Origin of the sequence: Streptomyces thermocarboxydovorans, assembly GCF_039524635.1 — a bacterium.
In the GTDB taxonomy this organism is placed as follows: Bacteria; Actinomycetota; Actinomycetes; order Streptomycetales; family Streptomycetaceae; genus Streptomyces; species Streptomyces thermocarboxydovorans.
Genome location: NZ_BAAAGU010000044.1, coordinates 1 through 17,187, shown reverse-complemented (window position 1 = coordinate 17,187; position 17,187 = coordinate 1). Strand labels below are relative to the sequence as shown.

Annotated in this window: 9 protein-coding genes and 1 pseudogene; 7 read left to right on the top strand and 3 right to left on the bottom strand. The window is 72.7% G+C overall.

The features are described 5' to 3' along the window. Window positions 1-64: 64 nt before the first annotated feature. Both ABD198_RS20655 and ABD198_RS20650 read right to left on the bottom strand, forming a co-directional pair. The gene (locus ABD198_RS20655) at window positions 65-1,324 is read right to left on the bottom strand and encodes a L,D-transpeptidase (protein WP_344003965.1); all 1,260 of its coding nucleotides are present in this window, start codon (window positions 1,322-1,324) and stop codon (window positions 65-67) included. Window positions 1,325-1,550: 226 nt separating this feature from the next. Beyond that, entirely contained in the window at window positions 1,551-2,771 is a 1,221-nt protein-coding gene (locus ABD198_RS20650) for a L,D-transpeptidase (protein ID WP_344003962.1), read from the bottom strand. Window positions 2,772-3,045: 274 nt separating this feature from the next. Here ABD198_RS20650 and glgX point away from each other — a divergent pair, with 274 nt between their 5' ends. The 5 genes from glgX to ABD198_RS20625 all read left to right on the top strand — a co-directional run bounded on the left by glgX (window position 3,046) and on the right by ABD198_RS20625 (window position 12,046). After that, a complete protein-coding gene (gene glgX / locus ABD198_RS20645) occupies window positions 3,046-5,142 on the top strand; it encodes a glycogen debranching protein GlgX (RefSeq protein ID WP_425580517.1) in 2,097 nt (698 codons plus the stop codon). Between the two features lie 161 nt (window positions 5,143-5,303). Next, complete coding sequence (locus tag ABD198_RS20640; protein ID WP_425580516.1) at window positions 5,304-7,214, top strand: ABC transporter ATP-binding protein; 1,911 nt, start codon at window positions 5,304-5,306, stop codon at window positions 7,212-7,214. Then, complete coding sequence (locus ABD198_RS20635) at window positions 7,211-9,061, top strand: ABC transporter ATP-binding protein (protein WP_344003957.1); 1,851 nt, start codon at window positions 7,211-7,213, stop codon at window positions 9,059-9,061. The genes ABD198_RS20640 and ABD198_RS20635 overlap by 4 nt, the downstream gene beginning before the upstream one ends. A gap of 334 nt (window positions 9,062-9,395) precedes the next feature. After that, window positions 9,396-11,441 carry a M4 family metallopeptidase gene (locus tag ABD198_RS20630; protein WP_344003955.1) on the top strand — a complete coding sequence of 682 codons (2,046 nt, stop codon included), beginning with the start codon at window positions 9,396-9,398 and terminating at the stop codon, window positions 11,439-11,441. Between the two features lie 86 nt (window positions 11,442-11,527). Continuing rightward, complete coding sequence (locus ABD198_RS20625; RefSeq protein WP_344003953.1) at window positions 11,528-12,046, top strand: DUF1990 domain-containing protein; 519 nt, start codon at window positions 11,528-11,530, stop codon at window positions 12,044-12,046. A gap of 42 nt (window positions 12,047-12,088) precedes the next feature. Here ABD198_RS20625 and ABD198_RS20620 read toward each other — a convergent pair whose 3' ends face one another. Continuing rightward, complete coding sequence (locus ABD198_RS20620) at window positions 12,089-14,707, bottom strand: glycosyltransferase family 1 protein (RefSeq protein WP_344003951.1); 2,619 nt, start codon at window positions 14,705-14,707, stop codon at window positions 12,089-12,091. Between the two features lie 329 nt (window positions 14,708-15,036). On the opposite strand from ABD198_RS20620, the pseudogene ABD198_RS20615 reads away from it, so the two are divergent. Together ABD198_RS20615 and ABD198_RS20610 are read left to right on the top strand one after the other, a co-directional pair. Further along, window positions 15,037-16,241, top strand: a pseudogene (locus ABD198_RS20615) (S8 family peptidase). Window positions 16,242-16,503: 262 nt separating this feature from the next. Next, the coding region (locus tag ABD198_RS20610; RefSeq protein WP_344003948.1) for a maltotransferase domain-containing protein at window positions 16,504-17,187 on the top strand (684 nt) is incomplete at its 3' end.

Genomic DNA, 17,187 nt, shown 5'->3' with positions numbered 1-17,187 from the left:
CCGTCTCACGGGCGCATCACGCCTCGTCCCGCGCGGGGAGTCACGTCTCGTCCCGCGCGCGGACTTACGACTTCCACTTCTCCCAGGACATGTTCCAGCCGTTGAGCCCGTTGTCGGGGGCGATGGTCTTGTCCTTGGAGTTCTTCACGATCACCACGTCGCCGATCATGGAGTTCTTGAAGAACCAGGCCGCCGGGGTCTTCTTGTCCCAGCCGCCGCGCACATCGCGCAGGCCGATACAGCCGTGGCTGGCGTTGCGGTTGCCGAAGGCGTCGCCGCCCCAGTAGTTGCCGTGGATGAAGGTGCCGGAGGTGCTCAGGCGCATGGCGTGCGGGACGTCCTTGATGTCGTACTCGCCGCCGTAGCCGACCGTCTCGCCGTTCATCCGGGTGACCTTCAGCTTCTCGCTGATGACCATCTGGCCGTTCCAGGTCTCGTAGCCGGGCGCGCCGGTGGTGACGGGGATGGTCTTGATGACCTTCCCGTCGCGCATGACCTTCATCTTGAGCTTCTTGGCGTCGACCACGGAGACCTGGCTGCGGCCGATGGTGAAGGAGATCTTCTTGTCCTGCTCGCCGTAGACACCGGGGCGGCCCTCGACGCCGTCGAGGTTGAGGTGGACGCTGACCTTGGTGCCGGCCTTCCAGTACTTCTCGGGCCGGAAGTCCAGGCGGTCGTTGCCGAACCAGTGGCCCTCGACCTCGACGGCCGGCTCGGTGGTGATGCGGATGGCCCGCTCGACGGCGTCCGGGTCGGTGATGCCCCGGGTGAAGCGGACGGAGAACGGCATCCCGACACCGACCTTCGCCCCGTCCTCGGGGGTGAAGTTGCCGATGAAGGTGTTCTGCGGTGTCAGGGTGGTGAAGGTGGAGTCCTCGGCCGCGGTGCGGCCCTCGGAGTCCTTGGCGACCGCGTGCACCGTGTACTTGGTGGAGACGGCCAGGTGGGTGGACGGCGTCCAGGTGGCGCCGTCGCCGGATATCCGGCCCTCGATCTTCTCGCCGTCCGGGTCCTTGACGACGACCTCGGTGAGCTTGCCCTTGGCGGCGGTCACCTTCAGCGCGCCGCTGGTCTTGACGGACTTCGCCCCGTCCTTGGGCGCGATGGTGACGACCGCCTCGGACTGCTTGCTCTGCGCGGCGGTGGAGTCCTTGCCCTTGGCCTTGCCGTCACCCGAGCCGGCGTTCGTGCCCCCGCCGCCGCAGGCGGTGGCCGCCAGCATCACACCGAGTGCCAGCGCCGCCAGCCTGGTGCCCGCACGCCGCCGCGTGCCGCCGCGTCCCCGCGCCCCCACCGACGCCCCCGATATCGGCCCCACGTTCAACTTGCCACTCCCCTCGGCGGGCCTGGCCGGACCCGCGCCCCCGCGCGTACCGCACGCGCACCGGCGCATCCTAACCGCAGGCCAGGGGCGTTGAACCGGGCGTCGATGTCACCATTCAGTCCCAACTTCAACCGCCCCCGCCGCGGCGGACCGGCCGCCCGGCGTCCGCGGGACGGGCGCCGCACCTTCAAGATCCGCGGGAGCTGGTGCGGCGCCCCCGGGGGGATCACTGCACGGCGCTGCCCGCCTTCCACTCCTGCCAGCTCATGTTCCAGCCGCCGAGGCCGTTGTCGGGGGCGACGGACTTGTCCTTGCTGTTGATCACCTCGACGACGTCGCCGACCAGGCTGCGGTCGAAGAACCAGCCGCCGGGCGCCTCGGGGTTGCCGCCCTTGTCGTCGCGCAGCCCGATGCAGCCGTGGCTGACGTTCTCCTCGCCGAAGACGTCGGTGTCGGCCCAGTAGTTGCCGTGCAGGAAGGTGCCGGAGTCGGTCAGCCGGATGGCGTGCGGGACGTCGGGGATGTCGTACTCGCCGCCGAAGCCGACCGTGCGGCTGTTCATGCGGGTGACCTCGAGCATCTCGGTGATCACCATCTTGCCGTTGTAGGTGGGCGTCTTCTCGGCCCCGGCGGTGATCGGCACGGTGGCGAGCAGCTCGCCGTCGCGGTGGACCTTCATGGTGTGGCGGGAGGCGTCGACCACCGACACCTGGCTGCGGCCGACGGTGAAGGTGAAGGTGCGGTGCTGCAGGCCGTAGACGCCGGGGGCCGCCTCGACGTCCCGCAGGCGCAGCTCGACGGACACCTTGGTGCCGGGCTTCCAGTAGTGCTGGGGGCGGAAGTCGAGGCGGGAGGCGCCGAACCAGTGCGGGCGGATCTCGACCGCCGGTACGGAGCGGACCCGGACGGCGCGTTCGACGGCGGCGCGGTTCCTGATGGCGCGGTTGAACTCCAGGGAGACGATCATCCCGGTGCCGACGGTGGAGCGGTCGTCGGGGGCGACATAGCCGATGAAGCGCTTCTCGGGGACGTGCGTGGTGAACGTGGTGTGGCGGGCGGAGCGGCGTCCGGAGCCGTCCACGGCGACCGCGTCGATCGTGTACTTGGCGGCCAGCGCCAGCCGCTTCTCGTCGGGCGTCCAGGTCAGCCCGTCGGCGGAGACCCGGCCCGGCACCGGCGTCTCCCGTGCGTCCTGCGACTTGACGGCCTTCACCGACTCCAGCCGCCCGTCGGGCACCCACACCCGCAGCCGGTCGCCGGGGCGTACGTCCTTGTCGCCGTCCCCGGGCGCCACCCGGATGACGTCCTCGGCGGCCGGTGGCCCGAACGCCCCGCCGACCGGGCCGTCCGGGCCGCAGCCGACGGCCCCGGCGAGCAGTCCTGCCCATGTCACTACGGCGGCCAGCGCGGCCCACGCGCGCCGTGCGCGCCCTTGTACGTGCCTCACGCGATGCACAACGACGGGCCTCGTCCCCGGGAAACGTCGCCGTTCCCCCGAAGCGACCAGGCCGCCCCGGAGGGAAACGTGAGTGCGAGGCACGCGATGGGCAGAACAGTGGGGAGAACGACGCGCAGGGTGAGCCGCGGCGGAGCCGGCACCATGGCCGCAGCCCTGTCCCCCGTCGTTCCACGAGCCGCGGGAGGCTGACAGGTGTCCAGCGCAGCCGAGCAGGAGGCGGTGGCCGGAGAGCGGGCCACCGGGGAGGGGCGCCCGGTTCCGGGTGGGCCCGGACGGGGTGGCGGGGACCAACTTCGCGCTGTGGGCGGCCGGGGCGGAGGGGGTGGAGCTGTGCCTCTTCGACGACCAGGGCAGGGAGAGCCGGGCCCCGCTGACCGAGCTGACCCATGAGATCTGGCACGGCTTCGTGCCGGGTGTGATGCCCGGGCAGCGCTACGGCTACCGGGTGCACGGCCGCTGGGACCCGTGGACCGGCGCCCGCTGGAATCCGGCGAAGCTGCTGCTCGACCCCTACGCCCGCGCGGTGGACGGCGACTTCACGATGCCGGCGGAGGTGTACGGGCACGTGCGGGACTGGCCGGAGCAGCATGTCGCGGACACCGTGCGCGACGACCGGGACTCCGCGCCGTTCGTGCCGAAGGGCGTGGTCGTCCACGATGACGACGACTGGTCCGACGACCACCGGCCGAAGACGCCGTGGGCGGACTCGGTGATCTACGAACTGCACGTCAAGGGCTTCACCCAGCGGCACCCCGGCATACCTCCAGAGCTGCGCGGCACCTACGCGGGCCTGGCGCACCCGGCGGCGATCGAGCATCTGGTGCGGCTCGGGGTGACGGCGGTGGAGCTGCTGCCGGTGCACCAGTTCGCCCACGAGGACCATCTGCTCCGCCGCGGCCTGCGCAACTACTGGGGCTACAACTCCATCGGCTACTTCGCTCCGCACGCCGCCTACGCGGCCACGGGCACCCGGGGGCAGCAGGTCGGCGAGTTCAAGCGGATGGTGCGCGCCCTGCACGCGGGCGGGATCGAGGTCATCCTCGACGTGGTCTACAACCACACCGCCGAGGCCGACGAGCTCGGGCCCACGCTGTCGCTGAAGGGCATCGACAACCGCGGCTACTACCGGCTGCAGCCGGACGCCCGCCGCTACGCCGACTACACCGGCTGCGGCAACACCCTGCACGTCGTCCAGCCGCAGGTGCTGCGCCTGATCACCGACTCGCTGCGCTACTGGGTGACCGAGATGGGGGTCGACGGCTTCCGCTTCGACCTGGCGGCGGCGCTGGCCCGCTCGATGCACGACGTCGACATGCTCTCCCCGTTCCTCGCGGTGATCGCCCAGGACCCGGTGCTGCGCCGGGTGAAGCTCATCGCCGAGCCGTGGGACATCGGCTCCGGCGGCTACCAGGTGGGCGCCTTCCCGCCGCTGTGGACCGAGTGGAACGACCGATACCGCGACGCCGTGCGGGACTTCTGGCGGCACGCCCTGCCCGATGTGCGGGAGATGGGCTACCGGCTCTCCGGCTCCAGCGACCTGTACGCCTGGGGCGGGCGGCGCCCCTGGGCCTCGGTCAACTTCGTCACCGCGCACGACGGGTTCACCCTGCGCGACCTGGTGTCCTACGAGCGCAAGCACAACGAGGCCAACGGCGAGGGCGACCGGGACGGCACGGACGACAACCGCTCCTGGAACTGCGGCGCGGAGGGCGAGACCGACGACGAGCGCATCCTGGCGCTGCGCCGCCGCCAGCTGCGCAATCTGCTCACCACGCTGCTGCTGTCGACGGGTGTGCCGATGCTGGTGGCCGGCGACGAGATGGGCCGCACCCAGCGCGGCAACAACAACGCCTACTGCCAGGACAACGAGCTGGGCTGGGTGGACTGGAGCCTGCTTCAGGAGCCCGCCTGGCGGAACCTGTTCGACCTGACCTCCCGGCTGATCGCGCTGCGCCACCGGCATCCGGTGCTGCGCCGCCGGGCCTTCTTCTCCGGCCGTGCGCACTCCGCGGACGGGCTGCGCGACCTGGCCTGGTTCACCCCGCGGGGCACCGAGATGACCGAGCACGACTGGTTCGCGCCCGCCGCCACGCTCGGCATGTACCTCTCCGGCCGCGACATCCCCGGACGCGACGAGCACGGGGCCCGCATCACCGACGACAGCTTCCTCACCGTGCTCCACGCCGGGGAGCACCCGGTGACGTTCCGCCTGCCGGGACCGCCGTGGGCGGAGCGGTACGAGGTCGTCGTCGACACGGGCCGCGAGGAGCAGGCGGACGCACCGGGCACCCTGCACGCCGGGGGCACGGACATCACGGTGCCGGGGCGGACGGTGCTGCTGCTGCGGGTGCGGCCCTGAGCCACGCGCCGTCAACGAGGGGCCGTGCCCCGCTCCCTGATGCCCGGTCGGGCAGCCGGGAGCCGGGCCCCGGGCAGGCCCGGTCCTAGGACCGGAGACCGAACCCGACCGGGCCGAAACTCGGTGGGAACTGTCAGTGGCGTTCCGTAATCTCGCTGCTGATGGCCACCACGACACCCTCCTCCGCCGGAGCCGACGACCAAGCCGGCCCCGAAGCCGGCCCCGAAGCCGGAACCGACGCCGGAACCGATGCCGCGGCCGGCAAGGCCGGGGCAGCGCGGGAACGCTCCACCGTGCGCACTCTGCTGCGCCTGTGGCCGTACGTCCGGCCCGTGCGCGTGCGGCTGTTCACCGCGGCGTTCGTCGCGATCGTCGCGTCCTGCATCGGGCTGGTGATCCCGCTCGTCCTGAAGTGGATGGTGGACGGGCCGATCGCCGGCCGGGACCCGGCGGGGGTGTGGCTCGGGGCGTTGTATCTGCTGCTGCTCGGGCTCGCGGAGGCCCTGCTGTTCGGTTTCCGGCGGTGGCTGGTGGCGCGGCCGCTGTCGCACGTCGAGGCGGAGATGCGGGCGGACCTCTACCGGCGTCTGCAGCGGCTGCCGGTGGCCTTCCACGACCGCTGGCCGTCCGGGCAGCTGCTGTCGCGGGCCACCACGGATCTGATGCTGCTGCGCATGTTCCTCGCCTTCCCGCTGACGTTCCTGCTGGTCAACGGGGTGACGATCGTCGTCGGCGTGATCATCATGCTGGTGCAGGACTGGGCGCTGGGGCTGGTGGTCCTGGTGCCCGCGGTGCCGGTGCTGGTCACCTGTGTGGTCTTCGAGAAGAAGTACTCGCAGGCCTCGCGGGCGGCGCAGGACCAGGTGGGCGACCTGACCACGGTGGTCGAGGAGAGCGTGCTCGGTATCCGTGTCATCAAGGGCTTCGGGCGGCACCGGAGCCAGGCGCGGGTCTTCCGGGAGCTGTCGGGCCGGCTGCGCGGCATGGAGCTGCGCAAGGCGCGGCTGCTGGCGACGATCCTCGGCGTCATCGTCACCCTGCCGGAGGTGGCGATCGGGGCCGCTCTGGTCCTCGGGTGCGTGCGGGTGGCGGACGGGCAGCTGTCGGCGGGGACGCTGGTGGCGTTCCTGTCCACGGCGCTGGCGCTGCGCTGGCCCGTCGACTCGATCGGGTTCCTGCTGGCGATGAGCCAGGAGGCGGGCACGGCGACCGAGCGCTACTTCGAGGTGATGGACGCCCAGCCGGAGTCGGCGGTGACCAAGGCACCTCAGGCGCAGGCTTCTTCCAAGGTCCTCGGGACACCGCGCCGGACGGGTGCGCCCGCCCCCTCCGGCCTCCGCTTCGAGAACGTCACCTTCCGCTACCCGGACGCTCCCCCGGGCTCCCCTCCCGTGCTGGACCGCGTGGACCTGCACATCCGTCCCGGTGAGTCGCTCGCCCTGGTGGGCGCCACCGGCAGCGGCAAGACGACGCTCACCGCGCTGGTGCCCCGGCTCTACGACGTCACCTCCGGGCGGATCACGCTGGACGGGGTGGACATCGCCGGGATGCCACGGGAGGAGCTGCGGTCCAAGGTCGCCGTCGCCTTCGAGGACCCGACGCTGTTCTCCGCCACGGTGAAGGAGAACGTGCTGATGGGCGCCCGGGAGGAGGAGCTGGAGCGGGCGCTCGGCGTGGCGCAGGCCGGCTTCGTTCACGGGCTGCCGGACGGGGTGGACACCCAGGTGGGCGAGCAGGGGCTCAGCCTCTCCGGCGGGCAGCGGCAGCGGCTCGCCCTGGCCCGCGCGGTGGTCGGGCGGCCGGACTTCCTGGTGCTGGACGACCCGCTGTCCGCGCTGGACGTGCACACCGAGGCCGCGGTGGAGGCCGCCCTGCGCCGGGTGCTCGCCGACACCACCGCCCTGATCGTCGCCCACCGCCCGTCGACCGTGCTGCTGGCCGACCGCGTGGCGCTGCTGTCCGGCGGCCGGATCACCGCCGTGGGCACCCATCACGAACTGCTGCACAGCAACCCGGAGTACGCGCATCTGATGGCCGCCGACCCGGCGGGGGAGAGGGAGGCCCAGCGATGACGGTGGCCACCACCGCAGCCGCCCCGGACCAGGAGGGCAACGAACCGTCCGCCTCGGGCGACCCGTTCGACCGGGACGTGCTGCCCTCTCCCCCGGGTGCCACCCGCGTCCTGCTGCGGTCGCTGCTGACGCCGCTGCGCGGCCGGGTCGCGCTCACGGCGGTCCTGCTGCTGCTCCAGCAGGCGGCGGTGCAGGCGGGCCCGCTGCTGGTGGCGTACGCCATCGACCACGCGGTGCCGGCGTTCCGCGCCGACGACCACGGGCCGCTGCTCGCGGTCGCCGTGGGCTTCCTGCTCTGCGCGTCGGTGGCCGGGGCGCTGCAGTACGCGTTCATCACCGCCTCCGCGCGGGTCAGCCAGGACGTGCTGCTGGATCTGCGCGGGCGCATCTTCCGGCACGCGCAGGCGCTGAGCGTGGACTTCCACGAGCGGTACACCTCGGGCCGGCTCATCTCCCGCTCCACCACCGATGTGGAGGCGCTGCGCGAGCTGCTGGAGGAGGGCCTGCAGGAGCTGGTGACGGTCGTGCTGTCCTGCGTGTACATCTCGGTGCTGCTGCTGTGGCTGGACCTCGGGCTGGGCGCCGCCGCCGTGGCCTCGTTCCTCCCGCTGTACGCGATGGTGCGCTCCTACCAGCGGCGGGCGCGGCGGGTGTACCGCAGGCGGTCCACGGCGATGGCCGCGGTGATCGTGAAGTTCGTGGAGACGATGAACGGCATCCGCCCGGTCCGCGCCTTCCGCCGGGAGGCCGCCAACGACGCCGGCTTCCGGGTGCTGAACCAGCGGCACGAACGCTCCAACGGCGACGCGCTGCTGGAGATGGCCCGCTATGTCGTCGGCTCCCGGCTCATCGCGAACACCACGGTGGCGCTGGTCGTGCTGTGGGGTGCCTACCGGGTCGCGACCGGGTCGCTGGCGCTGGGTGTGCTGGCGGCGGCGGTGCTGTATCTGCGCCGGCTGTACGACCCGATCGACCGGCTCGGCATGTTCCTCAACTCCTACCAGTCGGCGGCGGCCTCGCTGGAGAAGATCGCCGGGCTGCTGGCCCAGACACCGGGCGTGCCCGAGCCGACGGCACCGCGCGAGCTGCCTCCGCGGCGGTCCGGGGAGCCGGGGCGGAAGGTCGTCTTCGACTCGGTGCGGTTCGCCTACCGCACGGGCGGTGAGGTGCTGCCCCGCTTCGATCTGACCCTGGAGGCCGGGCAGACCGTCGCCGTGGTCGGTTCCACCGGCGCGGGCAAGTCGACGCTGGCCAAGCTGCTCGCCCGGTTCTACGACCCGACCGAGGGGCGGGTGCTGCTGGACGGCGTCGATCTGCGCGATCTGGCCATGCCGGAACTGCGGCGCGGGGTGGTGATGGTGACGCAGGAGGCGTTCCTGTTCTCCGGCACGGTCGCCGAGAACATCGCCCTCGGCCGCCCGGAGGCCACCCGTGAGCAGATCGAACGGGCCGCCAAGGAGATCGGCGCCCACGACTTCATCGCCGCCCTGCCCGACGGCTACGACACCGATGTGCGCAAGCGGGGCGGCCGCATCTCGGCCGGCCAGCGCCAACTGGTGTCGTTCGCACGGGCGCTGCTCGCCGACCCGGCGGTGCTGATCCTGGACGAGGCGACCAGCTCGCTGGACATCCCCGGGGAGCGCGCGGTGCAGCGGGCGATGGCCACGGTGCTCAAGGGCCGCACGGCGGTGGTCATCGCGCACCGCCTGTCGACGGTGGAGATCGCCGACCGGGTGCTGGTGATGGAGCAGGGCCGGATCGTGGAGGACGGCACCCCGGCCGGCCTGATCGCGGGCACGGGCCGCTTCGCCGACCTGCACCGGGCATGGCGGGACAGCCTGGCGTGAGGGCGGCGACGGGAGCGGGGGGTGACCGGCGTCCGGCCGCTCACTGAAGACGCCGGCGCCAGTCCGCATAGCGAACGCGCATTCCCGGACAACGGACCGTTTCCGGCCAATCTTCTGACGCGCTCCTGACAAAGCACCTGATCGCCTGTCACTCTGCCCACGGCCGCTGCACAGCAACCCCACAGCGTGAAGTCCGCACCGCGCCGTGCCGCCGCCAGAGCTCCCGCACAGCAGCACGTGGTTCCACGGAACCGCCTTGTTCTGCCCGGACGGCTCATTCGCCGGCCGGTCTCCCCAGGCCGCGTGATCCGCGGTCGTGCAGAAGGAGTCAGTGTTGAGAAGCAGGTCCTCCCACAGACGCACCCCCCACACCACCCACCGCCGCGCCGCCGCGGTCGCCCTGGCCGGGGTCGCCGCGCTGATCGCCACGGCGGTGCAGTCCGGCAGCGCCACCGCCGCACCCGAGGCACCCTCGGCCGCGAGCGCCGCGAAGCCCGGCGCCGAGCCGGTCCGGCTCACCCCCGCCCAGCGCGCCGAACTGATCCGCGAGGCCAACGCCACCAGGGCCGAGACCGCGAAGGACCTCGGTCTCGGCGCCAAGGAGAAGCTCGTCGTCCGTGACGTCCTCAAGGACCGCGACGGCACCGTGCACGTCCGCTACGAGCGCACCTACGACGGGCTGCCCGTCCTCGGCGGCGACCTGATCGTCCAGGGCGACAAGGCCGGCGAGGCGGACAAGGTCGTCAAGGCCACCCGCGCCGCGCTGAAGCCCGCCACCACCGCCGCCAAGGTGCCGGCCGCCAAGGCCGAGCAGCAGGCCCTGTCCGCCGCCAAGGCCGACGACGCCAAGGGCGCCGAGGTCGACCGCGCCCCGCGCAAGGTGATCTGGGCGGCCGACGGCAAGCCGGTCGTGGCCTACGAGACGGTCGTCGGAGGACTCCAGCACGACGGCACCCCGCAGGAGCTGCACGTCGTCACGGACGCCACCACCGGCGAGAAGCTGCACGAGTGGCAGGCCGTGCAGACCGGCACCGGCCACACCGTCTACAGCGGCACCGTGAACCTGACCACCACCCAGTCGGGCTCGACGTACAACCTCACCGACGGGGCGCGCGGCAACCACCGGACCTACAACCTCAGCCGCGGCACCTCCGGCACCGGAACCCTGTTCTCCGGCCCGGACGACGTCTGGGGCGACGGCACCCCCTCCAACGCGGAGTCGGCGGGCGCCGACGCCCACTACGGGGCGGCGCTGACCTGGGACTACTACAAGAACGTGCACGGGCGCAGCGGCATCCGCGGCGACGGCGTCGGCGCCTACTCGCGCGTCCACTACGGCAACAACTACGTCAACGCCTTCTGGTCGGACAGCTGCTTCTGCATGACCTACGGCGACGGCTCCGGCAACGCCAACCCGCTCACCTCGATCGACGTGGCCGGGCACGAGATGACCCACGGCCTGACCTCGGTCACCGCCCGCCTGATCTACAGCGGCGAGTCGGGCGGCCTCAACGAGGCGACCAGCGACATCTTCGGCTCCACGGTCGAGTTCTACGCCGACAACTCCTCCGACGTCGGTGACTACCTCATCGGCGAGGAGATCGACATCAACGGCGACGGCACGCCGCTGCGCTACATGGACAAGCCGAGCAAGGACGGCCGGTCCAAGGACTACTGGTACTCCGGCATCGGCAGCATCGACGTGCACTACTCGTCCGGGCCGGCCAACCACTTCTTCTACCTGCTGAGCGAGGGCAGCGGCACCAAGACCATCAACGGTGTCACCTACGACTCGCCCACCTCCGACGGCCTGCCGGTCACCGGCATCGGCCGCGCCAAGGCGGAGAAGATCTGGTTCCGCGCGCTGACCACCAAGTTCACCTCGACCACCAACTACGCGGGCGCCCGCACCGGCACCCTCGCGGCGGCCGGTGAGCTGTACGGCACGGACAGCGCCGAGTACCAGGCCGTGGCCCACGCCTGGGCCGGCGTCAACGTGGGCTCCCGCCCCGGTGACGGCGGCGGTGGCGGCACCTCGTTCGAGAACACCGGCGACGTGGCGATCCCGGACCGGGGCGCCGCCGTCTCCTCCCCGATCACCGTCTCCGGCCGGCCGGGCAACGCCCCGTCCAGCCTCCAGGTGGCCGTGAAGATCGTGCACACCTACATCGGTGACCTCCGGGTGCAGCTGGTCGGCCCCAGCGGCACGGTGTACACGCTGAAGGACTACGGCACCGGCGGCAGCTCGGACGACATCGACACCACCTACACGGTGAACGCCTCCTCCGAGACCGCCAACGGCGTCTGGCAGCTGCGGGTGCAGGACAACTGGTCCCGCGACACCGGCTACATCGACAGCTGGAAGCTCACCTTCCCGTAATCGGGAGCCCGATCAAGGGTCTCCTGGCCGGTAGCCGTGCCCCCGCCCTCCACCAGGGCGGGGGCACAGCTCTAGGCTTGGGTCGCATGTCTGTTGCGGACTTCACCTACGACCACGTCGGCGCGACCCGGGAAGCGGGGTTCTGCCCGCCGGGCTTCCACCCGATGCACGTCCGCACCCGGCTCGGTGAGGGCGAGGAGGTGTTCCGCCGGGCCACCGAGGCACTGCTCACCTGGGAACTCCACCGGGAACTGGGCGTGGGGGTGGACGCCGCCGCCGACCGCGCCGCGCCCGGGGTCGACGTCACGATCACTCTCGCCGGTGTGGTGAAGGCGCCCTGCCGGGTCGTCTGGACGCTGGAGGAGCACCGGAAGGCGGGCTGGGCGTACGGCACGCTGGCCGGTCACCCGGAGAGCGGGGAGGAGTCGTTCGTGGTGGACCGCACGGGCGACGGCACGGTCTGGCTGACCGTCGAGGCGTTCAGCAGGCCGGCCCGCTGGTACACCCGCGCGGGCGGCCCGGCCACCCGCGCCTTCCAGACCGCCTACGCCCGCCGCTGCGGCAAGACCCTCCGCCGCCTGGCCACCGCCGGCCTCGAGGACTGAGCCCCGCGGCCGGCCGGCAACCTCGTTCCCCGGCGCCCCCGCTCACCGCATCAGCAGCCCCCCGCCGTCCGTGACGTCCTCCGCCGGGACCGCCAGCAGGCCCAGCTCCGCTCCGGAGGCGAGGAGGGGGTGGGAGGGCAGGATGCGCACCGTGTAGCCGAAGGGGCCGGTGCGGTCCAGGGTGAGCGGTCCCTCGTAGACCCAGCGGCCGTCCTGGTCGGGGGCGCCCGCGGGCTTCAGCGGCACGGAGGTGCCGTCGGCGATGCGGTCCTCCTCGTCCACCCGGCCGGCCACCGCCTGGACCTCCACGTCGTCCGGGCCGAGCGCGCCGAGCCCGACCCGCACCCGCAGCGCCAGGGTGGAGCCCAGTTCCGCGGTGGGCGGGGTCGCCGAGGTCTCCACATGGTCGACGGTCACGCCGTGCCAGGCGGAGCGCACCCGCGCCTTCCACTCGGCCAGCTCCCGCGCCGAGTCGGGGTCCATGGCGCGGTGGGCGCGCGCGGCCGGCGCGTACAGCCGCTCCACGTACTCGCGGACCATGCGGCCCGCCAGCACCTTCGGCCCGAGCAGGCTCAGCGTCCGGCGCACCATCTCGATCCACCGGTCGGGCAGCCCGCTCTCCCCGCGCTCGTAGAAGCGGGGCGTGATCCGCTGCTCCAGCAGGTCGTACAGCGCCGCCGACTCTATGTCGTCGCGCCGGTCGGGGTCGGTGCCGGCGCCGTCGGCCGTGGGGATGGCCCAGCCGAAGTCGGGCTGGTACCACTCGTCCCACCAGCCGTCCAGCACGGACAGGTTGAGGCATCCGTTGAGCGCTGCCTTCATCCCGCTGGTGCCGCACGCCTCCAGCGGGCGCAGCGGGTTGTTGAGCCAGATGTCGCAGCCGGGGTACAGCTTCTGCGCCATCGCCATGCCGTAGTCGGGCAGGAAGACGATGCGGTGGCGCACCCGCGGGTCGTCGGCGAAGCGGACCAGCTCCTGGATCAGCCGCTTGCCGCTGTCGTCGGCCGGGTGCGCCTTGCCCGCGACCACGATCTGCACCGGCCGCTCCGGGTGCAGCAGCAGGTCCATCAGCCGGTCCTTGTCGCGCAGCATCAGCGTCAGCCGCTTGTACGACGGCACGCGCCGCGCGAAGCCGATGGTCAGCACGTCCGGGTCGAGGACGCGGTCGATCCAGCCCAGCTCGGCGCTGTGCGCGCCGCGCTGCCGCCAGGAGGCCCGCAGCCGCTCGCGCACCTCCATCACCAGCAGCTCACGCAGGTTGCGGCGCAGGTCCCAGATGTCCTGGTCGGGGATGTCGGCGACGGAGTCCCAGCGGTCGGAGTCGCCGAGGCTCAGCGCCTCCTCGGCGCGCTCGGGGCCGATCTGCCGGGCGCCGAGCCGGAACACCTCGGGCGCCATCCAGGTGGCCGCGTGCACCCCGTTGGTGACGGAGGTGATGGGCACCTCCTCCGGGTCGAAGCCCGGCCAGAGCCCGGCGAACATCTCCCGGCTGACCTGGCCGTGCAGCAGGGAGACGCCGTTGGCGCGCTGGGCCAGGCGCAGGCCCATCACCGCCATGTTGAACAGGTTGGGCTCGCCGCCCGGGTAGGTCTCCATGCCCAGCCGGAGGATGCGGTCGACCTCCATGAGGGGCAGCTCGGCGCCGGGGCCGAAGTGGCGGGCGACCAGCTCGCGGGCGAAGCGGTCGATCCCTGCAGGGACGGGGGTGTGGGTGGTGAACACGGTGCCCGCCCGGACCGCCTCCAGCGCGGAGTCGAAGTCCAGCCCCTGGGCGCGCAGTTCGGCGATGCGTTCCAGGCCGAGGAAGCCGGCGTGGCCCTCGTTGGTGTGGAACACCTCCGGTTCGGGGTGCCCGGTGAGCCGGCAGTAGGTGCGCACCGCCCGGACACCTCCTATGCCGAGCAGCATCTCCTGCAGCAGCCGGTGCTCGCTGCCGCCGCCGTAGAGCCGGTCGGTCACCTGGCGTTCGCCGAGGTCGTTCTCCTCGACGTCGGAGTCCAGCAGCAGCAGCGGCACACGGCCGACCTGGGCGACCCAGATCCGGGCGTGCAGCAGCCGGCCGCCGGGCAGGGCGAGCGGCACCTGGGCGGGGGTGCCGCCGGGCTCCTCGAGCTGGACCAGGGGCAGCTCGTGCGGGTCGAGCACCGGGTAGTGCTCCTGCTGCCAGCCGTCGCGGGACAGCGACTGGCGGAAGTAGCCGTGCCGGTAGAGCAGGCCGACGCCGATGAGCGGGACGCCGAGATCGCTGGCGGCCTTGAGGTGGTCGCCGGCCAGGATGCCGAGGCCGCCGGAGTACTGCGGCAGGGCCGCGGTGATGCCGAACTCCGGGGAGAAGTAGGCGATCGCCTCGGGCAGCCGGTCGGTCTGGGCCTGGTACCAGCGGTCGCCGGTCATATAGGCGTCGAGGTCGGCCACGACCGCGTCGAGGCGGTCGAGGAAGGAGCGGTCCTCGGCCAGTTCGGCGAGGCGGGCGGGGGGCACGCTGCCCAGCAGCCGCACCGGATCGCGCCCGGCGGCCGCCCAGCGTTCGGGGTCGACGGACTCGAACAGGTCCCGGGTGGCGGCGTGCCAGGACCAGCGCAGATTGCGGGCCAGGTCGCTCAAGGGCCGGAGGGGGGCGGGGAGAACGGGTCGGACGGTGAATCGACGGATCGCCTTCACATTCCACCTCGGCGCGTTCGCTGGAAGGACGCGGTGTGTGCCGCGCCGTCCCTGTCGACGGTACCGGGGGAGGTACCCCCCTCGCCGGGTGCTCGGCCCGCATGCCTCCATTCGCCCTGAACGGCCTACGGCAGGCACATCCGGATATGGCCGATTCCGCCCGCATGGGCGTTCTTGTGACACCCGGCCGGCCGCGAGAGGCTGCCCACGGAGGTGTCCGAGGGGGGTGGGGCACGGCGGACACCCCCCTGGCGGTGTACCGGCCCGCGATACCGGCATGGGGCGCTCACCGGGGCCGTACGCCCGAGTCGAGGAGGGGAACTCGGACCATGGCACGGACGCGAACGGGGCGTCTGCGCCGGGTGGGGGGATGCACGGCGGTGCTGACCGCCGCGGCGGTCGTGGCCGCCGCCCTGCCCGCGCACGCCGCACCCGAGCAGGGACGCATACTCGGCGCCGGCGCACCGGGCTCGGTGACCGGCAGCTATCTGGTGACGCTGAAGGAGGGGACGGGGGCCCGCTCGGCGACGGCACAGGATCTGGCCGAGCGCTACGGGGCGAGAATCAGCCACACCTACGGCACGGTGCTCAACGGCTTCGCGATCCGGGCCGGTGCCGGTGCGGCCGGGCGGCTCGCGGCCGACCCCCGGGTCGCCTCGGTGGTGCAGGACAGCCGGGTGACGCTGGAGCACACCCAGGGCGATCCGCCGAACTGGGGCCTGGACCGGGTGGACCAGCGCAGCCTGCCGCTGGACCGGCGCTACACCTGGCCCGAGTCCGCGGGGGCGGGCGTCACGGTGTATGTGATCGACACCGTATCCGCACCTCGCACAAGGACCTCGCGGGCCGGGCGGTGCACGGCTGGGACTTCGTGCAGAACGACCGGACCGCGCAGGACGCCAACGGCCACGGCACCCATGTCGCCGGGATCGTCGCCGACCGCGGCCACGGCGTGGCCAAGAAGGCGCGGGTCGTCTCGGTGCGGGTCCTGGACGGCAACGGCGCGGGCACCACCGCGCAGGTGCTCGCGGGCATCGACTGGGTGACCCGGCACGCGAAGAAGCCGGCCGTGGCCAACCTCAGCCTGGGCGGCACCTACAACGCCCAGCTCAACGCGGCCGTACGCGCCTCCATCGCCTCCGGCGTCACCTACACGGTCGCCGCGGGCAATGACGGCCGTCCGGCCGCGCTGTACTCGCCGGCGAGCGTGCGGCAGGCGATCACGGTCGGCGCGACGGACCGGCGGGACAAGAAACCGGCCTTTTCCAACACCGGTTCGGCCGTCGACCTCTTCGCCCCCGGGGTGGCGATCACCTCGGCCTCCGCCGCGAGCGACACCGCCCGGGCCACCTACTCGGGCACCTCCATGGCGGCGCCGCACGCCGCGGGGGCGGCGGCCCTGTACCTCGCCGACCACCGGCGGGCCGGCCCGGCCCAGGTGGCGAAGGCGCTGGTGAAGCAGGCCGCTCGGGGCAAGGTGAAGGGCCGCGGGCTCGGCTCGCCCGACCGGCTGCTGCAGGTGCCGCCCTCGTAGCCGGGCCCGGGGCGCCGGGACGGCGGCCGCCGAGCGGGCCGCCACGCGGTCGCCGGAGCGGGCGCTCACCGGGACCGGCCTCGTCCTTTCCGGACGAGGCCGGTCTTGTGTGTCGACATACGCGTGAGTAGTTAACAAAGTACCGGATTGCCCACCCGATGAGGGTGGGAAGGCTCCTCCGGGTACACACCTCTGCAAGACACGCAGGACCCACCTCCCCACAGTCATCCGCCCACCCTCGTTGACGCGGACAGGAGCGGTCATGCCCGCCAAGCACCACTCGTCACCCCCGCCCTCCGGCCGCAGAGCCCCTTCCCGGCGCGGCACCGCGGATCCTGCCGCCGCGCGCCCGGCCGACGCCGGTCCCCCGCCGTCCCCGGAGCCCGTGTCCGCGGCACCCGCCACGTCGGTGGGGCGGATACCCGTCCTGGACGTCCGCCCGATGGTCCGCGAGGGCCGCCGGCCCGCCAAGGCGGTCCCGGGCGAGACGTTCCAGATCTCGGCCACCGTGTTCCGGGAGGGACACGACGCGGTGGCCGCCAATGTGGTCCTGACCGACCCCGAGGGGCGGCCGGGGCCGTTCACGCCGATGCGGGAGCTGGCGCCGGGCACCGACCGGTGGGGCGCCGAGGTCACTCCCGACGCCACGGGACTGTGGACGTACCAGGTGGAGGGCTGGGGCGACCCGGTCACCACCTGGCGCCACCATGCGCAGATCAAGATCCCGGCCGGTATCGACACGGAGGTGGTGCTGGAGGAGGGGGCCCGGTTGTACGAGCGGGCGGCCGCCGGGGTGCCCGGCTCGGACGACCGGGAGGTGCTGCTCGCGGCGGTGGAGGCGCTGCGCGACGAGGGCCGTCCGGTGTCCGCCCGGCTGGCGGCGGCGCTGACGCCCGAGGTGGACGCGGTGCTGGCGCGGTATCCGCTGCGGGAACTGGTCACCAGC

Bases quoted from the DNA above. Each gene is read 5' to 3' on its own strand.
- ABD198_RS20640 (WP_425580516.1), top strand. From the start codon at position 5,304: ATGGCCACCACGACACCCTCCTCCGCCGGAGCCGACGACCAAGCCGGC.
- ABD198_RS20635 (WP_344003957.1), top strand. From the start codon at position 7,211: ATGACGGTGGCCACCACCGCAGCCGCCCCGGACCAGGAGGGCAACGAA.
- ABD198_RS20625 (WP_344003953.1), top strand. From the start codon at position 11,528: ATGTCTGTTGCGGACTTCACCTACGACCACGTCGGCGCGACCCGGGAA.